General features: G+C 59.7%; 14 protein-coding genes and 2 tRNA genes. 12 read left to right on the top strand and 4 right to left on the bottom strand.

Translation table 11 applies throughout. The annotated features are described in order from the left end of the window. From QZ951_RS07520 to QZ951_RS07505, 4 genes are read right to left on the bottom strand one after another with little or no spacing between them, the layout of a single operon-like run. Entirely contained in the window at nt 1-495 is a 495-nt protein-coding gene (locus QZ951_RS07520; RefSeq protein WP_292999921.1) for a hypothetical protein, read from the bottom strand. After that, nucleotides 492-2,540: a hypothetical protein gene (locus QZ951_RS07515; protein WP_292999920.1), complete on the bottom strand. Its 2,049-nt coding sequence runs from the start codon at nt 2,538-2,540 to the stop codon at nt 492-494. Before QZ951_RS07515 ends, QZ951_RS07520 begins: the two co-directional genes overlap by 4 nt. Continuing rightward, entirely contained in the window at nt 2,537-4,519 is a 1,983-nt protein-coding gene (locus QZ951_RS07510) for a hypothetical protein (RefSeq protein ID WP_292999919.1), read from the bottom strand. Before QZ951_RS07510 ends, QZ951_RS07515 begins: the two co-directional genes overlap by 4 nt. Beyond that, entirely contained in the window at nt 4,512-4,973 is a 462-nt protein-coding gene (locus tag QZ951_RS07505; RefSeq protein WP_292999918.1) for a hypothetical protein, read from the bottom strand. Before QZ951_RS07505 ends, QZ951_RS07510 begins: the two co-directional genes overlap by 8 nt. 978 nt (nt 4,974-5,951) lie before the next feature. Between QZ951_RS07505 and QZ951_RS07500 the strand changes: the two genes are divergently transcribed. The 12 genes from QZ951_RS07500 (at nt 5,952) to QZ951_RS07445 (ending at nt 18,323) form a co-directional block, all read left to right on the top strand. Beyond that, nucleotides 5,952-6,776 carry a radical SAM protein gene (locus QZ951_RS07500; RefSeq protein ID WP_292999917.1) on the top strand — a complete coding sequence of 275 codons (825 nt, stop codon included), beginning with the start codon at nt 5,952-5,954 and terminating at the stop codon, nt 6,774-6,776. Between the two features lie 182 nt (nt 6,777-6,958). Next, a complete protein-coding gene (gene carA, locus QZ951_RS07495; protein WP_292999916.1) occupies nt 6,959-8,110 on the top strand; it encodes a glutamine-hydrolyzing carbamoyl-phosphate synthase small subunit in 1,152 nt (383 codons plus the stop codon). Next, nucleotides 8,103-11,339 carry a carbamoyl-phosphate synthase large subunit gene (carB, locus tag QZ951_RS07490; protein ID WP_292999915.1) on the top strand — a complete coding sequence of 1,079 codons (3,237 nt, stop codon included), beginning with the start codon at nt 8,103-8,105 and terminating at the stop codon, nt 11,337-11,339. The genes carA and carB overlap by 8 nt, the downstream gene beginning before the upstream one ends. Next, the gene (greA, locus tag QZ951_RS07485) at nt 11,336-11,815 is read left to right on the top strand and encodes a transcription elongation factor GreA (protein ID WP_292999914.1); all 480 of its coding nucleotides are present in this window, start codon (nt 11,336-11,338) and stop codon (nt 11,813-11,815) included. The genes carB and greA overlap by 4 nt, the downstream gene beginning before the upstream one ends. 7 nt (nt 11,816-11,822) lie before the next feature. Continuing rightward, nucleotides 11,823-12,452 carry a 23S rRNA (uridine(2552)-2'-O)-methyltransferase RlmE gene (rlmE, locus tag QZ951_RS07480; RefSeq protein WP_292999913.1) on the top strand — a complete coding sequence of 210 codons (630 nt, stop codon included), beginning with the start codon at nt 11,823-11,825 and terminating at the stop codon, nt 12,450-12,452. Between the two features lie 42 nt (nt 12,453-12,494). Then, nucleotides 12,495-14,420, top strand: a complete 1,926-nt coding sequence (ftsH, locus tag QZ951_RS07475; protein ID WP_292999912.1) for an ATP-dependent zinc metalloprotease FtsH — start codon at nt 12,495-12,497, stop codon at nt 14,418-14,420. A gap of 58 nt (nt 14,421-14,478) precedes the next feature. Beyond that, complete coding sequence (gene folP, locus QZ951_RS07470) at nt 14,479-15,330, top strand: dihydropteroate synthase (RefSeq protein WP_292999911.1); 852 nt, start codon at nt 14,479-14,481, stop codon at nt 15,328-15,330. Between the two features lie 7 nt (nt 15,331-15,337). After that, nucleotides 15,338-16,687: a phosphoglucosamine mutase gene (gene glmM, locus QZ951_RS07465; RefSeq protein WP_292999910.1), complete on the top strand. Its 1,350-nt coding sequence runs from the start codon at nt 15,338-15,340 to the stop codon at nt 16,685-16,687. 33 nt (nt 16,688-16,720) lie between these two features. Next, a complete protein-coding gene (tpiA, locus tag QZ951_RS07460) occupies nt 16,721-17,503 on the top strand; it encodes a triose-phosphate isomerase (protein WP_292999909.1) in 783 nt (260 codons plus the stop codon). Between the two features lie 22 nt (nt 17,504-17,525). Next, complete coding sequence (gene secG, locus QZ951_RS07455) at nt 17,526-17,966, top strand: preprotein translocase subunit SecG (RefSeq protein ID WP_292999908.1); 441 nt, start codon at nt 17,526-17,528, stop codon at nt 17,964-17,966. Nucleotides 17,967-18,065: 99 nt separating this feature from the next. Beyond that, a tRNA-Leu gene (locus QZ951_RS07450) sits at nt 18,066-18,150 on the top strand. 96 nt (nt 18,151-18,246) lie between these two features. Continuing rightward, nucleotides 18,247-18,323 (top strand) — tRNA-Met (locus QZ951_RS07445). The last annotated feature ends 106 nt before the right edge of the window (nt 18,324-18,429 follow it).

The following is an 18,429-nucleotide window of genomic DNA, read 5'->3' as shown; positions in this document are numbered from 1 at the left end:
TTACTTAACCCGGTTGATTGGTACAACTTTGCCACCGACAAACTGCTTCTTGAGTAAAAGGACCTCGGTCTCAAGCTCTTTGATACGAGCATGTGCGGTGGTCAATAGCTCTATTTGCTTCGCTTGCTCAATATGATAACGGTGGACCCAGTCCGAGCTCGCTTTGAACCGCTGATGCCAATAATCAGCACGCTCGGTTACTCTTTGACGAACCACACGCTTCCCTGTAATAAGGCGGAGACTGACTTCTTTCAACCATGTGTGCACAGATCTAAGGGTCGTGCTTTTGTGAGTAGGACCATGAAGAGTTACCTCATGCACACCCGCCCGCCGGCAAAGTTCAGCTGCCGATAAGCGTCCGCCGTTGTACGGATAGACCCCTTCATTCTGCTCGATGTCTAGCTCGATCACCGATTTCGCTGTATGAATCCGCGCTAGGACAGTTTTGGTTCGAGATTTAGCATAATCTTTGAGAGGATCACGCTTTTCGCTCATTTAGTTGCTCCCCCGATTAATACTGCGGGATCTCCAAACCGGATAACCATGGGATGATCGGCCCAGGCCTGATAGACCTCATCCCATCGATATAGCCAATTTCGAAGTTGTCCTTGCCACATCGTAACCGTGATTGAGTCAATATCAACTGCGCGTTGAAGTTGCTCAACGATAAATTCAACCGTGTCGTGGCATTCCGTCTTATGTCGGGCAAGCAAAAGTTGATGCCCGCAACCTGATTGACAGTGTCCGGGATCTCGTCCCCCTTGCCGTAGTCCGCATGGACCAGTAATACCCATCGGCAATGTACAAATGACGCCCGGCATTACGATGGCCCACGTGCGGCCATCAGCAGTCAATGATTCTGCGAGCTCAAAAGCGTCGTTAGGATCAAGACAAGACTTCCGGCGTACCCGAAGAAAAGAGGCTTTGGCCTCACGTACCTTACTGGCAACAGGGCCACCAAGCTCATCTGGACTAAGGATGGCATCACGTGCCATAAGAACTACCAGTTCTCTCTGCATTCTAAGAGCATCGCCAATGATTGCTTTGTCCGCCGTCATGTATCCGAGGGTCATTTGAGGGTCATCGTGACCAAAACAATCCATCAATATCAACTGTGCATCCGTGAGCGCCAAAGCAATAATTCGCGCAAGAGTTTTTCTGAATCTGTGCGAGTGAAGTCTGCGACCGTCGAGAAGGTGGGCAAGTTTAAACGTATGAACTAACCCGTCCAGATCTTTATTAAGCCCTGCAAGCGGATCACCTAATCGACTCAAACGGCTGCTTCTAAGCATCAGCCATATTTGTCTATCGTCGTCTTGCACGCTGTTAGGGTCCGACATTGTTCTCGCCAGTGCTGCAAGACGGATCTGTTGTTTGAGCGCTTGCGCGACACGTGGTGGTGCTGGCCAATCACGAAGCCGACCCGATATAGCTTGTTGCGTTTTGTATAGATGAGCTTCAACTCTTGCAACGCCAAACGATTCAGTATACGAACTACTCGTGTAACTCAATAGTGTTGACACACGTGGTCCGCTTGCAAGAAGAAGAATCCACGCATGGCATGCTTGAAGAATTTTGCAGAGCCTTATTACCTCCATCCAAGAGCGGGGCGGCCAAGAAAACTTTGTAAAAACATTCCTCGATATAGTCCTCTTCATTACCAAATCAAAAGTCAATTCCTGAATTGGTGTACCTTGGAAGTCAATCCATACCCATTCAGATATCAACTGTCCTCGTGCTTTAATGACAAGCTGCTCTGTATTCCTTGCAGTTCTTCCGCCTCGGTCAGAGTGATAAAAACGATCTGGTGGTGCCTTCACACGTAGGCATGCGTCGACGCAATCCAAAAGCGTCGGACCAATATTAGTAATAAACCAAAGTACCCGTCGCCCGCACTGTGCCACGAACTCGTCAGGCAGAGGCTGATACTCGTCTGGATCATTTACCATGTTTTCTGGAGCGGACTCGCCGAATCGATTACGTTCTATTGAATTTTCATCAAATGTCCGCTTCCTCGGTGATTCCGAGAGAAAGCCACGGTGATGTAGGCCGCGCAGTCGAGTAGCAATGTCGGTCCCTTTTCGGCCCAGGACGGAGATAATTTGGCAATCGGTTAAATAGCCCCACCAAGAACTGCTCTGCGCAGTTAAGTTTGTGGAAAGTAACGGAAGCAATCTCAGAGCAGATTTTCCGTTGTATATAACCGTAGTTGCTTTGTCAGGTCTGCCTTTTCGGCCGCAAACGAGAGAGCAAAGCAACATGAATCGAAGTACCTCAGTCCACATTCGACAACCAAGATCGGTTGAAGTGTCAATAGAAACGGTATGGCCTGCAGGAGTCCTGAATGTCGGTGGCAACCAAGTCAGCGGGACTTCCCATACTCCCCAACGGTCGCCATAGCCAAGCATAGTCTGAGTTGACAGAAGTTCCCGTGGACTTGCATGTTGAATAGCAAATAGATCAAAGTTCGTTGCCAAACAGTGATCACGCCGGTGCAAAAGGTCTGGATGAATAGCATTAACCCTTTGCATTGCGCTCACTGCTTTGCTCCGAAACGTATGACTTTGTGCCTACCCGAAGCGATCTCTGCGCGCCAGTATTCCATCCACTTATTCACCTGACTAACATCCCATTGCTTCAAGCTTGCGTTAAGAACTTCGAGATCTGCTGCGTAGTGGGATTCAGCCCAAACAAGGCCGGTCGTTTGTCGTTGAAGCCAAGTAAGTTCCGCGGCCCTGCGCGCTAACGCGCTTCCGTCGACAGCTCGCCCTGATGGGCAACCGGCACATCGTTCTCCCGAACGGCAGTTCATCGAGCCATCGCGAGGATTGCCTGGGTCAATTTCGGCGGGAGGATGCGTCAAGTCGCTGCAAATATGGCCCGAGTAAGTAATTTCGCTTTCCGCGATGACTCGTCGATGAGCGGCTAGACGGCATAGATCAGATTCGGATGGATCAAAATCAAACTCTACTTTCGCACGCAAGATTACCGCGTCTACCCGTTCGTTTATTTCGATGCCATCAATGAGGACCGTTACTAGCCTATTGAGCTTGCGTTCGCTGGCGTGACGCCAGAGGCGATTACGAAGGTAGTGTCGCGTCGATGATATATGCTTATGGCCAAGTGCCCATTGGACGATTACCCAGCTATACCTAGAATCCGCGAAAACGTATGAAGCATAAATATCTCTCCAATCGCTTGCGGTCATTGATTCAGGTATTTTCCGATGTTCGGCTGCTTGGAGGTTATGCGCATGCACATGTTGTTGCCACCACACGCAAACTCGGCCTCCCAGAGTTATTACGCTCCCTTTGCCGGTGCTGTCGGCGGCAATCCAAGGTGATCGTTCCGCAATCTTGGGTTGTAATGATCGCGAAGGGTCGCTTTTGACGAGTTCACGAAGTACTGCAGTTCGATCTCGAAGTCTTTTAACTATTTGAAACGGGCCAGTCGTTGTTTTCTCCAAACTTACGGTCCATTGAAATTCCCTTGATCTTTCTTTCCATGCCGTAATCATCCACAGCTTCGAGCTTGCGGTCTCCCCGTGTGGTGTTGCCCAGTGAGCGCCGCTTACGTCAAGCGATGCGACTGTCGCTTCGTTCCATCCAGTCCGTGCCATGTAAAGAACTGCTAAGCATGCGATATCATTCGCATTGGGATACAGCCCATCCTGAAGCTCGTTGAGTGAAATATTCTTACCGGCGTTTCGATGACCGGCTGGATACCGCGGCCACCAACGAGGATAATTGTTTTTTGCGTCTGTTTTGAATCCAAGCGCTCTACGAAGGTTGCCGATATTGGGAAGCGGAGACCGCGTTTCATTAATAATGGCACGGTAAGTGGCGTGTGCATCTGCCAGCGTTGTCGGTGCGATGCCTCGAATTAGCTTGCCGCGCCCGTTTCTTGATGCTTGAAGGAGGTTTCGACCTATTGCTGCAAGGCGATCGGCATCTTCCCAGCGATCAAATATGTTGCGGGCCTCGATCTTCAAGCTGTGCATGGCCGTCTTAATCTCCTGCTCAGACGGTAGATCTTTTGTTGACGTTATGTCGGCTTTTGGAAACGGCTCCCAGAGCCATATTCGAGACTGGCCGACATTGTTTTGCCATGTAGATCTCAAGATTCGCCCCGCCATTCTGTATGCCTGGCCATCTGGTACAGGCCAAGCCTGCGTTGGTGGACGCAACCAGAGTGTGGAAAATGCGGGTGGGAGATCGTCGATCTTCTTTATTGACGGCCAACCTCGTTCTTCGTAGGCGTCGAGAAATCGAAATAGACTGCGCAAAGCAGTCCTAGCACTTTCGCAAATGCCGGGTGATTTACCATTTAGGTAAGAGGTTAGGACAGGCCATATTTGTTCGGCGAGCTCGGGGCGACCGCTAAATTTACCTTTCCAGCGTGCTTGCCCTTTTGCAACTTCGTTTGGTGCTCCTTTCCAAAGATCATTGAAATCGAAGCTTCGATGAGATTGGTTGGGGTATGAGCAGGCGATAACACCGTTTGAATGAAATTTATTCATCAAACGGAGGCAACTCGCCGTCATCACAAAAGCTTTGCCAGCGTAAAGCTGGGTGCCCGAATTCTTCTAGTAGTCGTAGATGCACTGCTCGGAGATAGATCATCGTTGTGTCGTCGTCTATATGTCCAAGTAGTGGGGAAAGTAGAAGGCGAACTTGGTCTCTCATCGCACCTTGAAGCCAGCTCAGTTCGGGTGTTCCCTTATAGGAATAGGCTTGATAATGCTCCCGAACATATTTGACAATTGTTTCAACGGCAAAATACTCGCGACCCACATGTGGATGCCAGCCATCAGGACATCCTGCGGTGTTGGTCCAAGCGGCATAAAACTGCTGGTTTGCAAACGGCTGTTGGCTATATTCAGACAACCAAAGACGCGTTGGCTTTTCTTTCCGTTCACGTTGTGAGCGCTCGCTCTTCGTAGCTGCTGATCTTACCCAGCGCGCAAGTTGCATGGGTCTCGTCGTTGATCGGTAGTGGTCAATCCGATCAGCTAGTTCAATCGGAACGAGAACCTCCCGGGGGTTCACTGATTCCATGCTGTTTGGCGATATCTTTGAGCCCTTTATTCCGTACCGAATTTTCATTGGCAGAAAGCCGGCCCTTAATATTTTAGGCCATCGGTCCCGTGAAGGAAGATCGTTTAGATGGAGTTGATTTACCTCCGATATTCGCATTCCTGTTTCGATGATCAGTTCTGCCATCAAACTTTTTACTGGATAGCGGATTCGCATTGCGTGTATCCAGGGACCTACCTCCTTCGGCGATGGGATCAGTAACTCGCTAGGCCGTTGGCGAATTGACCCAACTCTCACAATAGAGTCGACAGATGCTCGTGAACCTTTCGAGCGGCCCCTGTTTGTTCTTGCGGACCGGTCTGAGTACACCGGGATCAAGATAGGGCTTCTTATCTTCGAGCCTGAAGCTGAAGGAATTTCTGAAGCCCATGTTAGGAAAAAGCAACATTCCGAAATGAGCGCGTTGACTGTAGCTGGTATCAATGCTTTGCCCGATGCGGAGGAGTTGCCGAGTTGAAGGCCAATCTGCCATTGCATCACATCAGTTGAGTAGTCAATAGTTTTCCAATCTCTTCCGGTCGATTGACACCAATTCAGGAAGGCGGCGAGACGCCGCGCGATCGCCATGCATGTCGGAGGGGTTAGAAACTTCTTCCGTGATTCGATTGCCGGCCCACCCGTTCCTATACGAAGCCCCCATTCACACATCGCTCTTGCCCGTAGGTAACGGTTTGCTTCCGCCGGATAAAAGGCGTCTTCACCAATCAGGTACGGGACGTGTGCGAGCGAAGGAAAGCCTGCGCTAATCAGATCGGGCGCGTTTGGCAGCATTACGAAGATCGCCATAAGACTCAGGTAGGCATGAGCATTCACCGGATCTTAGGTCGAAACGCAACCTCCAAGCTCCGTCGCATAATGTCTGGTCAGGCATGCATATATCTGAACCTGTCGGCCGGACTCGATTTCGAGACCCGGCTGTTCGTCAAGGCCAACGCCGCCGACGTGCTGGAGGCCGAGCTTCGGCGGCGCAGTTACCGGCCGGTCTTCACGATGATCGGCGCCAACACCGACTGCTACCAGCCGATCGAGAAACAGCACCGGGTGACCCGCGGCATCCTCGAGGTGCTGACGCGCTTCCGGCATCCCGTCGGCATCATCACCAAGGGCACGCTGATCGAGCGCGACCTCGATCTGCTGGCCGATCTCGCGCGCGATCAGCTGGTGACGGTCGGCATCACGCTGACGACCCTCGAGCCGGCTCTGAAGCGGACGCTCGAACCGCGGGCGGCGTCGCCGGACGCGCGGCTGCGCGTGATGCGCAAGCTGGCCGACATCGGCGTGCCGGTGCGGGTGATGTTCTCGCCGGTGATTCCGTTCGTGAACGATGCCGAACTCGAGCGCGTGCTCGAAGCCGGCCGCGATGCCGGTGCAACCTCCGCCAGCTACGTGCTGCTGCGGCTGCCGCACGAGGTGAAGGACCTGTTCCGGGACTGGCTTCAAACGCATGCGCCACTGAAGGCCGCACACGTCATGAGCCTGATCAATCAGAGCCGCGGCGGCAAGGATTACGATTCGGGCTTCGGCACGCGGATGAAAGGCGAGGGCGCCTTCGCCGATCTGATTGCCCAACGCTACCGTCTGGCCTGCCGCAGGCTCGGCTTGGACCGGCCACGATTCACGCCGCGCTGCGACCTGTTCCGCGTTCCGGCCGCCGGCGGACAGGCGGAACTCGGCTTCTGAGTGCGCCCAGCGCGCGGCGCCGCTGCACCGATTTCGGGCGCGTCTGGATGGACGCAATCGCCCCCGGCCCGTAAAATGGCGTCTTAATCCTGCGAGGGGGGCCAACCATCAAAAGTCCGGCCCCCCTTCGCGTGTGCGCGACAGGAGAAACCTTTAGATAAATCAAGGACCTCAGCCGCCTCATGCTCCAAACGACTCCGGCCCTCCTCACGCTCGCCGACGGCAGTACCTTCCACGGCGTCTCCATCGGCATCGAGGGCTCCACGGTCGGCGAAGTGGTTTTCAACACTGCCATGACCGGGTACCAGGAAATCCTCACGGATGCCTCGTACCGCGAACAAATCGTCACGTTGACCTATCCGCACATCGGCAACGTCGGCGTCAATCCTGAAGACAACGAATCGGAGAAGACCCAGCTCGCCGGTCTGATCCTGCGCGAAGTGCCGCGTCCGCCGTCGAACTTCCGCTCGAAGCAGTCGTTCAGCGACTACCTGCGCGAACAGCGCGTCGTCGCGATCGCCGGCATCGACACCCGCCGCCTGACCCGCATCCTGCGCGACAAGGGCGCGCAGAACGGCACCATCGTGGCCGGCCAGACCATCGATGAAAAGGCCGCGCTGAAGCAGGCGCAGGCCTGGCCGGGCTTGAAGGGCATGGACCTCGCGAAGGTCGTCACCACCGCCGCACCGTATGCGTGGACGCGCGGCAGCTGGGAGCTGAAGACCAATGCCGAGCCTGACATCACCGGCGGCGCGCGCCATGTCGTGGTCTACGACTTCGGCGTCAAGCGCAACATCCTGCGCATGCTGGTCGATCGGGCGTGCCGGGTCACCGTGGTACCGGCGAAGTCGACGGCGGCCGACGTGCTCAAGCTCAAGCCGGATGGCGTGATGCTGAGCAATGGTCCCGGCGATCCGGAGCCCTGCGATTACGCGATCGCCGCGGCCCGCGAATTCCTGGCGAGGAAGCTGCCGACGTTCGGCATCTGCCTCGGTCACCAGATCCTTGGCCTCGCGGCCGGAGCGAAAACCCTCAAGATGAAGTTCGGTCATCACGGCGCCAATCACCCGGTGCAGGACCTCGACACCCGCCGCGTGCTGATCACCAGCCAGAACCACGGCTTTGCCGTCGATGAAGGAACCTTGCCAGCCAACGCCGTGGTCACCCATCGCTCGCTGTTCGACGGCTCGAATCAGGGCATCCGTCTGACCGACGCGCCGGCGTTCAGCTTCCAGGGTCACCCGGAGGCGAGTCCCGGGCCTCATGACGTCAGTTATCTGTTCGATCGCTTCGTCACGCTGATCGATGCCTCGAAGGAGAGCGCCCGTGGCTAAGCGCACCGATCTCAAGAGCATCCTGATCATCGGTGCCGGTCCGATCGTCATCGGTCAGGCCTGCGAGTTCGACTACTCCGGCGCCCAGGCCTGCAAGGCGCTGCGCGCCGAGGGCTATCGCGTCGTGCTGGTCAACTCGAACCCGGCGACGATCATGACCGACCCGGAAATGGCCGACGCCACCTACATCGAGCCGATCCGCTGGCAGACCGTCGCGCGGATCATCGAGAAGGAGCGCCCGGATGCCGTGCTGCCGACGATGGGCGGCCAGACTGCGCTGAACTGCGCGCTCGATCTGGCGCGGGAAGGCGTGCTCGACAAGTTCAACTGCGAGCTGATCGGCGCCAACGCGCACGCGATCGATCTGGCCGAGGACCGCCAGAAATTCCGCGATGCGATGACCGAGATCGGCCTCGGCTCGGCCCGTTCCGGTGTTGCCCACTCGATGGACGAGGCGCGCACGATTCAGGCGACGATCGGCTACCCGGTGATCATCCGCCCGAGCTTCACCCTCGGCGGCTCCGGCGGCGGCATCGCCTACAACGTCGAGGAGTTCGAGGAGATCGTCACCCGCGGTCTCGACCTGTCGCCGACCACCGAAGTGCTGATCGAGGAATCGCTGCTCGGCTGGAAAGAGTACGAGATGGAGGTCGTCCGCGATCGCCTCGACAACTGCATCATCGTCTGCTCGATCGAGAACCTCGATCCGATGGGCGTACACACCGGCGACTCGATCACCGTCGCCCCGGCCCAGACCTTGACCGACAAGGAATACCAGATCATGCGCAACGCGAGCATCGCGGTGCTGCGCAAGATCGGCGTCGATACCGGCGGCTCCAATGTGCAGTTCGCGATCAACCCGGACGACGGCCGGATGATCGTCATCGAGATGAATCCGCGCGTGTCGCGCTCGTCGGCGCTGGCGTCGAAGGCGACCGGCTTTCCGATCGCCAAGATCGCCGCCAAGCTGGCGGTCGGCTACACGCTGGATGAGCTGCGCAACGAGATCACCGGTGGCGTCACCCCGGCGAGCTTCGAGCCGAGCATCGACTACGTCGTCACCAAGATTCCGCGCTTCACGTTCGAGAAGTTCCCGACCGCCGACTCGCGCCTGACCACGCAGATGAAGTCGGTCGGCGAAGTGATGGCGATCGGCCGCAACTTCCAGGAATCGCTGCAGAAGGCCCTGCGTGGTCTGGAAGTCGGTTCCGACGGTTTTGACCCGGTCGTCGTCCCCGAACACGGGAGCTTCTCGGAAGCCAATCTTACGAAGATCCGCGAGGAACTGGCCACGCCGCGCGCCGGCCGCATCTGGTACGTCGGCGATGCCTTCCGCGCCGGCATGAGCATCGGCGAAGTGTTCCGCTACTCGAAGATCGATCCGTGGTTCCTCGAGCAGATCGAGGAACTGATTCGGACCGAAGGCGAAATCGCCGCCGAGAAAGTCAGCAAGATCACCCGCGACGCGCTGCGCCGCTACAAGCGCCTCGGCTTCTCCGATCGCCGCATCGCCACGCTGCTGGGCGTGAAGGCGGCGTCGGTGCGTGCGCGTCGCCTGAAGCTGGGCATCCGCCCGGTTTACAAGCGAGTGGATACCTGCGCTGCCGAATTCCCGTCGTCGACGGCCTACCTGTATTCCTCCTACGACGAGGAATGCGAAGCCAAGGTCAGCGATCGCAAGAAGATCATCGTGCTCGGCGGCGGCCCGAACCGCATCGGGCAGGGCATCGAGTTCGACTACTGCTGCGTGCACGCCGCGATGGCGCTGCGTGAGGACGGCTACGAAACGATCATGGTCAACTGCAATCCGGAGACCGTGTCGACCGACTACGACACCTCGGATCGCCTGTATTTCGAGCCGCTGACGTTCGAAGACGTGATGGAGATCATCGAGCTCGAAAAGCCGGTGGGCGTGATCGTGCAGTTCGGTGGCCAGACGCCGCTGAAGCTGGCGCGCGCGCTCGAGGCGGCTGGCGCGCCGATCATCGGCACCTCGCCGGATTCGATCGACCTGGCCGAAGACCGCGAGCGCTTCCAGCAGCTGGTCGACGAGTTGAGCCTGAAGCAGCCGCCGAACGGGGTCGCGACCTCGCTGAAGGCCGCGCTCGCGGTGGCGCAGAAGGTGGGCTATCCGCTGGTGGTGCGCCCGAGCTACGTGCTGGGCGGCCGCGCGATGGAAATCGTCCACGACGATGCCGACCTGCAGCGCTACATGACCGAAGCGGTCAAGGTCTCGAACGATTCGCCGGTGTTGCTCGACCGCTTTCTCGAGAATGCGATCGAGGTCGATGTCGATGCGCTGGCCGATGCCGACGGCAATGTCGTCATCGGCGGCATCATGGAGCACATCGAGCAGGCGGGCGTGCATTCGGGCGATTCGGCCTGTTCGCTGCCTGCGTACAGCCTGAGCCAGAAGGTGCAGGACGACATCCGCACCCAGATCTTCAAGCTGGCGCGGGCGCTGAACGTCGTCGGTCTGATGAACGCGCAGTTCGCGCTGCAGGGCGAGACGGTCTATCTGCTGGAAGTGAATCCGCGCGCCTCGCGCACCAGCCCGTTCGTGTCGAAGGCGATCGGCCGGCCGCTGGCGAAGATCGCCGCGCGCTGCATGGCCGGGCAGTCGCTGCCGAGTCAGGGCATCGTCAAGGAAATTGTGCCGCCGTACTTCTCGGTCAAGGAGTCGGTGTTTCCGTTCGCGAAGTTTCCGGGTGTCGACCCGCTGCTCGGTCCGGAAATGCGCTCCACCGGTGAAGTCATGGGCGCCGGCCGTCATTTCGGCGAAGCGTTCAACAAGGCGCTGCTCGCCGCCGGCATGACGCTGCCGTCGACCGGCACCGCGTTCGTCTCGGTGCGCGAGGCCGACAAGACGAAGGCTGTCGATCTGGCACGCCTGCTGGTCGCCAAAGGCTTCAAGGTCGTCGCGACCGAAGGCACGGCGAACGCGATCGTCGCGGCCGGGCTCGCCTGCGAGCGCGTCAACAAGGTCAAGGAAGGCCGCCCGCACTGCGTCGACATGATCAAGAACGGCGAGATCCATTTCATCGCCAACACCACGGAAGGCAAGAAGTCGGTCGAGGAATCGCACTCGATCCGCGCCGCCGCCATCACCCAGAAGCTGTGCTACTTCACGACGATTGCCGGCGCCTATGCCGCCGCGATCGCCATGGACCACCTCGACAACGTCGACGTCAACCGTCTCCAGGACCTCCACCAGCAGATCGCCGCATGAGCACCAAGACCCCGATGACCCTGCGCGGCGCCGAGGCGCTGCGCGAGGAACTGCGCCACCGCAAGAGCGAACTGCGTCCGAAGATCATCGCGTCGGTCGAAGAGGCGCGTGCGCATGGCGATCTGAAGGAAAACGCCGAGTACCACGCGGCCCGGGAGCAGCACGGCTTCAATGAAGGCCGCATCGGCGAGCTGGAAGCGAAATTGTCGAACGCGCAGATCGTCGATCCGGCCACCTTGCCGAAGACCGGCAAGATCATGTTCAGCACCACCGTCGAGCTGGTCGATGCCGATTCCGGCGAGGAATTGCGCTACCAGATCGTCGGCGAGGACGAGGCCGACATCAAGAAAGGCCTGATTTCGGTGAACTCGCCGATCGCGCGCGCGCTGATCGGCAAGTCCGAAGGCGATGTCGCGCAGGTCCAGACCCCGCGCGGCGTGCGGGAACTCGAAGTCGTGAAAGTCAGCTACCTCTGAGACGGGCTTGAGCAAGCCGCGCAGCAAGAGCAGCACCCAATGGCTCGCCGAGCACGAAGCCGACCCGTATGTGCAGCTCGCACGCAAGGAAGGTTATCGCTCGCGCGCGGTCTACAAGCTCAAGGAAATCCACGAACGCGACAAGCTGCTGAAGACCGGCATGACGGTTGTCGATCTGGGCGCGGCGCCCGGCGGCTGGAGCCAGTACGCGCGGCCGCAGGTTGGTAAAACCGGACGGGTCGTGGCGCTCGACATCCTGCCGATGCCGCCGATCAATGGCGTCGAATTCATCTGCGGCGACTTCCGCGAGGAATCGGTCTTGCAGCAGATCGAAACCGCGGTTCCGGCGGGGTCTGCGGACCTTGTGTTGTCGGACATGGCCCCCAACATCTCCGGCATCGACATTGCAGATCAGGCGTCGTCGATCTACCTGTGTGAACTGGCACTCGATTTCGCGGTCCAGCGTCTGAAGCCCGGCGGTGCGTTTCTGGTGAAGCTGTTCCAGGGGCCCGGATCGGAGGTGTATCTGAAAGACGTCAGGAAGCAGTTCCGGACCGTGCAGATCCGCAAGCCCAAGGCTTCGCGGGCGCGCAGCCCGGAGGTCTACGTGCTGGCGCGCAATCACCGCGTCGTGTAGTGTCAAATGTGGTAACGCGATACACCCATTGAGGAAAATCCGTTGAACGATCTCGCCAAGAATCTGATGCTCTGGTTGGTCATCCTGGTCGTGCTGGTTCTGGCGTTCCAGAGTTTTTCCTCGCGCAACGGTGCTCCACCCAAACTCGCGTATTCCGAGTTCCTCGAGCAGGTCAAGGGCGGTCAGGTCGATACGGCCGAGATCGAAGGCCAGAACATTCGCGGCAAGCTGAAGAGCGGCCAGCCGTTCACGTCGACGAGCCCGGAAACGATTAACAGCGGCCTGATCAAGGACCTGATCGACAACAAGGTGAAATTCGACGGCGCGCTGCCGAAGGAAACACCGCTGGTCATGCAGATACTGTTCAGCTTCGGTCCGATCCTGCTGTTGATCGGCGTCTGGATCTACTTCATGCGCCAAATGCAGTCCGGTGGCGGTGGCGGCCGCGGAGCGATGAGCTTCGGCAAGTCGCGCGCCCGCATGCTCAATGCCGATCAGGTGAAGATCACGTTCAATGATGTCGCCGGTGTCGAGGAAGCGAAGGCGGAAGTTTCCGAACTCGTTGATTTCTTGAAGGATCCAGGCAAGTTCCAGAAGCTCGGCGGCAAGATTCCGCGCGGCGTGCTGATGTGCGGCTCGCCGGGTACCGGCAAGACGCTCCTCGCAAAGGCCATCGCCGGCGAGGCGGGCGTGCCGTTCTTCACCATTTCCGGTTCGGACTTCGTCGAGATGTTCGTCGGCGTCGGCGCCAGCCGCGTCCGCGACATGTTCGAGCAGGCGAAGAAGCATGCGCCGTGCATCATCTTCATCGACGAAATCGATGCCGTCGGCCGTCATCGCGGTGCCGGTCTCGGTGGCGGTCATGACGAGCGCGAGCAGACGCTGAACCAGTTGCTGGTTGAAATGGACGGCTTCGAGGGCAACGAAGGCGTCATCATCATCGCGGCGACCAACCGTCCAGACGTGCTCGACCCGGCGCTGCTGCGCCCGGGCCGCTTCGATCGTCAGGTGGTCGTGCCGCTGCCGGATGTCCGCGGCCGCGAGCAGATCGCGAAGGTCCACATGCGGGCGCTGCCGCTGGCCGATGACGTCAAGCCGGAAGTGATCGCGCGTGCAACGCCGGGCTTCTCCGGTGCCGATCTCGCGAATCTGGTCAACGAGGCGGCGCTGTTCGCTGCCCGCGGCAACAAGCGTCTGGTCAGCCAGGAAGATTTCGACCGCGCCCGCGACAAGATCATCATGGGCTCGGAACGCCGCTCGATGGTCATGAGCGAGGACGAGAAGCGCAACACCGCGTACCACGAGGCGGGCCATGCCATCGTCGGCCTGTGCGTGCCGGATCATGACCCGATCTACAAGGTCACGATCATCCCGCGCGGCCGTGCCCTCGGCGTGACGATGTTCCTGCCGGAAGAGGATCGTCACTCGCGTTCGAAGGAAAACCTGAACAGCCTGATTGCGGTGATGTTCGGCGGCCGAATTGCCGAAGAACTGACGCTTGGGCCGGACAAGGTCACGACCGGTGCCTCGAACGACATCGAGCGTGCGACCGAAATCGCCCGCAACATGGTCACCAAATGGGGGCTGTCCGAGAAGCTGGGTCCGCTCGCTTACAGCGAGAACGAGGGCGAAGTGTTCCTCGGCCGCAGCGTGACGCAGCACAAGAACATGTCGGATGACACGGCGAACGCGATCGACCGCGAAATCCGCCAGATCATTGACATGAACTACGCTCGCGCCAAGAAGATCCTCGAAGATCACATGGACAAGCTGCATGCGATGTCCGATGCGCTGATGAAGTACGAGACGATCGATCTCGACCAGATCCAGCGCATCATGCAGGGCAAGGACCCGGGTGCTCCGGGCTCGTGGACCGATGGCACGCGCGTGCCGCCGGTCAACAACAAGCCCAGCGGCCCGACCATCGCCCCGCCGCCGGCCACGCAGAAGCCGGCCAGCCAGAACTGATCGGTGTGATGCGAAACGAGGCCGGCGCAAGCCGGCCTTTTTCGTGGGCGACCGCACGATGAAACTTGAACTGCCCGGGCACCGCGTCGACCTGTCGGCGCCCTGCGTCATGGGGATTCTCAATGTCACGCCGGATTCGTTTTCCGACGGCGGCCGGCATGTCGACCTCGATGCCGCGCTGGCGGCAGCACGCCGGATGCTCGACGACGGCGCCACCATCATCGATGTCGGCGGCGAGTCGACTCGGCCCGGCGCGGACCCAGTCGATGAAGCCGAAGAACTGGCCCGCGTGATTCCGGTGATCGAGCGGCTCGTCGGCGAGACCGGCTGCGTCATCTCGATCGACACGATGAAGCCAGCCGTGATGCGCGCGGCGTGCCGGGCTGGTGCGGCAATGATCAATGATGTCAATGCCTTGCGCGCCGATGGCGCACTGGAGGCTGCCGCCTCCGGCGGAGCGGCCGTCTGTCTCATGCATATGCAGGGCACGCCGCGAACGATGCAGCAGGCACCGGCTTATGGCGATGTCGTTGCCGATGTTCGGCGGTTTCTTGCGCAACGGCTGCGGGACTGCGTCGATGCCGGCATCCCGGTGGATCGCCTGCTGATCGACCCCGGATTCGGCTTCGGCAAGACGCTGGAACACAATCTCGCGCTGCTGGCGCGACTCGCCGATTTCCGCACGATGGGTCGACCACTGCTGGTCGGCATGTCGCGCAAAGGCATGCTCGGACAACTGACCGGTCGCGCAGTCGACGAACGCCTGGCGGCAGGCGTGGCAGCCGCGACGGTCGCTGTGCTGCACGGCGCAAACATCATCCGGACACACGACGTTGCGGCGACGGTCGATGCCGTCCGCGTGGCATCGGCGATCCTGACTTCGGCGCAGGGTCGGCCGGCAACGTCATAATGTCGCGATGAGTCGACAATATTTTGGAACCGACGGCATTCGCGGCCGGGTCGGGCAGGCACCGATGACGCCGGAGTTCGCATTGAAGCTCGGCTGGGCGGCCGGCAGCGTGCTCGCGAGGACGGCTGGTGCGCGGGTCTTGGTGGGAAAGGACACGCGGCGGTCCGGCTATCTGTTCGAATCCGCGCTGGAAGCGGGCTTCGCGGCAGCCGGCGTTGAAACCTATCTGCTCGGACCGTTGCCGACACCGGCTGTGGCCTATCTGACCCGCGCCTTGCGGGCGCAGGCCGGTGTCGTGATTTCGGCCTCGCACAACCCGCATTTCGACAACGGCGTGAAGTTCTTTTCGGCCGAGGGCGACAAGCTCAGCGATGCGCTGGAAGCCGAGATCGAATCGTTTCTGGAACGCGATCTCGTGTGCGTGCCGCCGGAACTGATGGGGCGCGCGCGCCGTATCGATGATGCCCAGGGTCGGTACATCGAATTCTGCAAAGGGGCGTTCGCCGGCGATTCGCTGCGGGGCCTCAAGCTCGTCGTCGATTGCGCGAACGGCGCGTCGTACAAGGTCGCCCCGGCGGTGTTTGCCGAACTCGGTGCGCAGGTCGTGCCGATCGGCATCAACCCGAATGGCCTGAACATCAATGAAGGCTGCGGCTCGACCCATCTGCAGGCGCTGACCCGGGCTGTGGCCGAACACGGCGCCGATCTCGGCATCGCGCTGGATGGCGACGGTGATCGCTGTCTGATGGTCTGCGCCAGCGGGCAGACCGTCGATGGCGACGAAATCCTCTACGTCATCGCACAGAACCGGCATCGCGCCGGCCTGCTTCGCGGCCCGGTCGTCGGCACGGTGATGAGCAACTTCGGCCTCGAAAAGGCTTTGACTGACGGCGGCATCGATTTTCGTCGGGCGGCCGTCGGAGACCGACATGTGCTGGAGATGTTGCGTGCGACCGGCGGCATTGTCGGCGGCGAGACCTCCGGGCACACGATCTGCCTCGACCGTGCCCGGACCGGCGATGGCATCATTACCGCGCTGCAGATTCTTGAAGCGATGCAGGCGAGTGGACAGAGCCTGTCGGGCCTCGTCGCGGGAATGACCAAGCTGCCGCAGGTCCTGCTCAATGTGCCGGTGACCGGCAAAGCGAAGCCGGTGCTCGATCAGCCGAGACTGAAACTGGCGCTGGGCGACATCGAAGCGGCGCTGAGCGGTCGCGGTCGCGTGCTGCTCCGGGCGTCCGGCACCGAGCCCGTGATCCGCGTGATGGTCGAGGCCGATCAGGCGCTCATGGCGCAGCAGGCCGCGGAATCCTTGGCCGATGCGGTACGCGCCAGCGCAGCTGGCATGGCGATGTGAACGAATAATCGAGACTGGAACAGGGGAGTGGGCATGGCACGCGGTTATCTGGTGGCGGGCAACTGGAAGATGAATGGTTCGGCGGCGTCGAATGCGGCGCTGCTGGAAGGACTGGTCCGTGGTGTGTCCGAATGTCCGGCGATCGACGTGCTGGTCTGTCCGCCGTCGGTCTATCTGGATTCCGCACGCCGACATCTGAGTGCGTCTCCGATCGCGCTGGGTGGACAGAACCTCAGCGATCAGCCGCAGCAGGGCGCGTTCACGGGTGAGATCGATGCTTCGATGCTGCGCGATGTCGGCTGCGGCTACGTGCTGGTCGGCCATTCCGAACGCCGCACGCTGTACGGCGAGGACGACGCCTGCGTCGCGCGCAAGTATCTGCAGGCGCAGGCGGGCGGCCTGATTCCGGTGCTGTGCATCGGTGAGACGCTCGCCGAACGCGAATCCGAACAGACCGAGGCCGTGCTGGCGCGTCAGCTCGATGCCGTGATTGCCGCAGCCGGCGTGCGCTCGTTCATCAATGCCGTGATCGCTTACGAGCCGGTCTGGGCGATCGGCACCGGGCGCACGGCCAGCGTCGAGCAGGCGCAGGCCGCGCACGCATTTATCCGTGGCGTCATCGCGAAGAACGATGTTAAAATCTCAAATTCAGTTCGCCTGCTGTACGGCGGTAGCGTCAAGGCCGACAACGCGGCGTCCCTGTTCTCCTGCGAGGATGTGGACGGTGGCTTGATCGGTGGCGCATCGCTGAAAGCGCCGGAATTCCTGGCGATTTGTGCCGCAGCCCAGGTGCTCGCGGCGGCACAAGACGCCTGAACAAATAAAACGATCGGGTTTCATGTACACAATTCTGGTAGTCGCTCATGTGCTGGTATCGCTTGCGCTGATCATTCTCGTGCTGGTTCAGCACGGGAAGGGAGCAGACGCGGGCGCTGCCTTCGGCAGCGGTGCCTCGGGCACCGTCTTCGGTTCGCGCGGCTCGGCCAACTTCCTGACCCGCCTCACGGCTTGGCTCGCGGCCGCATTCTTCGCGCTGAGCCTGGCGCTGGCGTATTTCGTCACGGGCCGTCACGCGGCCAGCGGCAGTGTCGTCGACGGCATCCCGGCGGCTGCCGACACGGGCGCACCGGAGATCAAGCAGATCGAGTTGCCGCCAGCCACGGCCCCTGCCGGCGACGCGCCGGCGGCAGGCACCGAACCGCAGGTTCCGGCAGCGCCGGCTGCCGCGGCACCGGCTGCCGAAGCTGCTCCGGAACCAGCGAAGCCTCAGGTTCCGTGAATCGGAGCGTGAATCTCGATTTTCCAAAGCAACATCGTTGAACCCGCGTTATAATGTTCGACGCGGTGAGTGAATCAAGCGGTTAGTTTCATGTTTCAAGCCGACGTGGCGGAATTGGTAGACGCACTACCTTGAGGTGGTAGCGGGGAAACCTGTCCGAGTTCGAGTCTCGGCGTCGGCACCAACGTAGAAGAAGTCCCGGCGAAACCGGTATTTGTTCTGAAGTGAAACAAATTGTTGCTTGAGAGGTAGAGGCTCGTTATACTAGCTAACTGAACGGTGCGGGGTGGAGCAGTCTGGCAGCTCGTCGGGCTCATAACCCGAAGGTCGTAGGTTCGAATCCTGCCCCCGCTACCAATTCAGGTTGTACGCTGCATTCGGGCCCCGTGTGGGCCTTTTTTATTGGCTTTTTGTGGCTTTTGCTGACGATTTTGAAGGAAAGGTCTCGATTCGAGACCCATTC

Source organism: Nevskia sp. (assembly GCF_021732705.1).
Taxonomy (GTDB): Bacteria; Pseudomonadota; Gammaproteobacteria; order Nevskiales; family Nevskiaceae; genus Nevskia.
This window is presented reverse-complemented; position numbering and strand designations above follow the sequence as displayed.

Excerpts from the sequence above, each read along its gene's own strand:
- QZ951_RS07510 (WP_292999919.1), bottom strand. The coding sequence starts at position 4,519 with ATGAATAAATTTCATTCAAACGGTGTTATCGCCTGCTCATACCCCAAC.
- tpiA (WP_292999909.1), top strand. The coding sequence starts at position 16,721 with ATGGCACGCGGTTATCTGGTGGCGGGCAACTGGAAGATGAATGGTTCG.
- QZ951_RS07500 (WP_292999917.1), top strand. The coding sequence starts at position 5,952 with ATGTCTGGTCAGGCATGCATATATCTGAACCTGTCGGCCGGACTCGAT.
- carA (WP_292999916.1), top strand. The coding sequence starts at position 6,959 with ATGCTCCAAACGACTCCGGCCCTCCTCACGCTCGCCGACGGCAGTACC.
- QZ951_RS07520 (WP_292999921.1), bottom strand. The coding sequence starts at position 495 with ATGAGCGAAAAGCGTGATCCTCTCAAAGATTATGCTAAATCTCGAACC.
- glmM (WP_292999910.1), top strand. The coding sequence starts at position 15,338 with ATGAGTCGACAATATTTTGGAACCGACGGCATTCGCGGCCGGGTCGGG.
- QZ951_RS07505 (WP_292999918.1), bottom strand. The coding sequence starts at position 4,973 with ATGCAACTTGCGCGCTGGGTAAGATCAGCAGCTACGAAGAGCGAGCGC.
- folP (WP_292999911.1), top strand. The coding sequence starts at position 14,479 with ATGAAACTTGAACTGCCCGGGCACCGCGTCGACCTGTCGGCGCCCTGC.
- greA (WP_292999914.1), top strand. The coding sequence starts at position 11,336 with ATGAGCACCAAGACCCCGATGACCCTGCGCGGCGCCGAGGCGCTGCGC.
- secG (WP_292999908.1), top strand. The coding sequence starts at position 17,526 with ATGTACACAATTCTGGTAGTCGCTCATGTGCTGGTATCGCTTGCGCTG.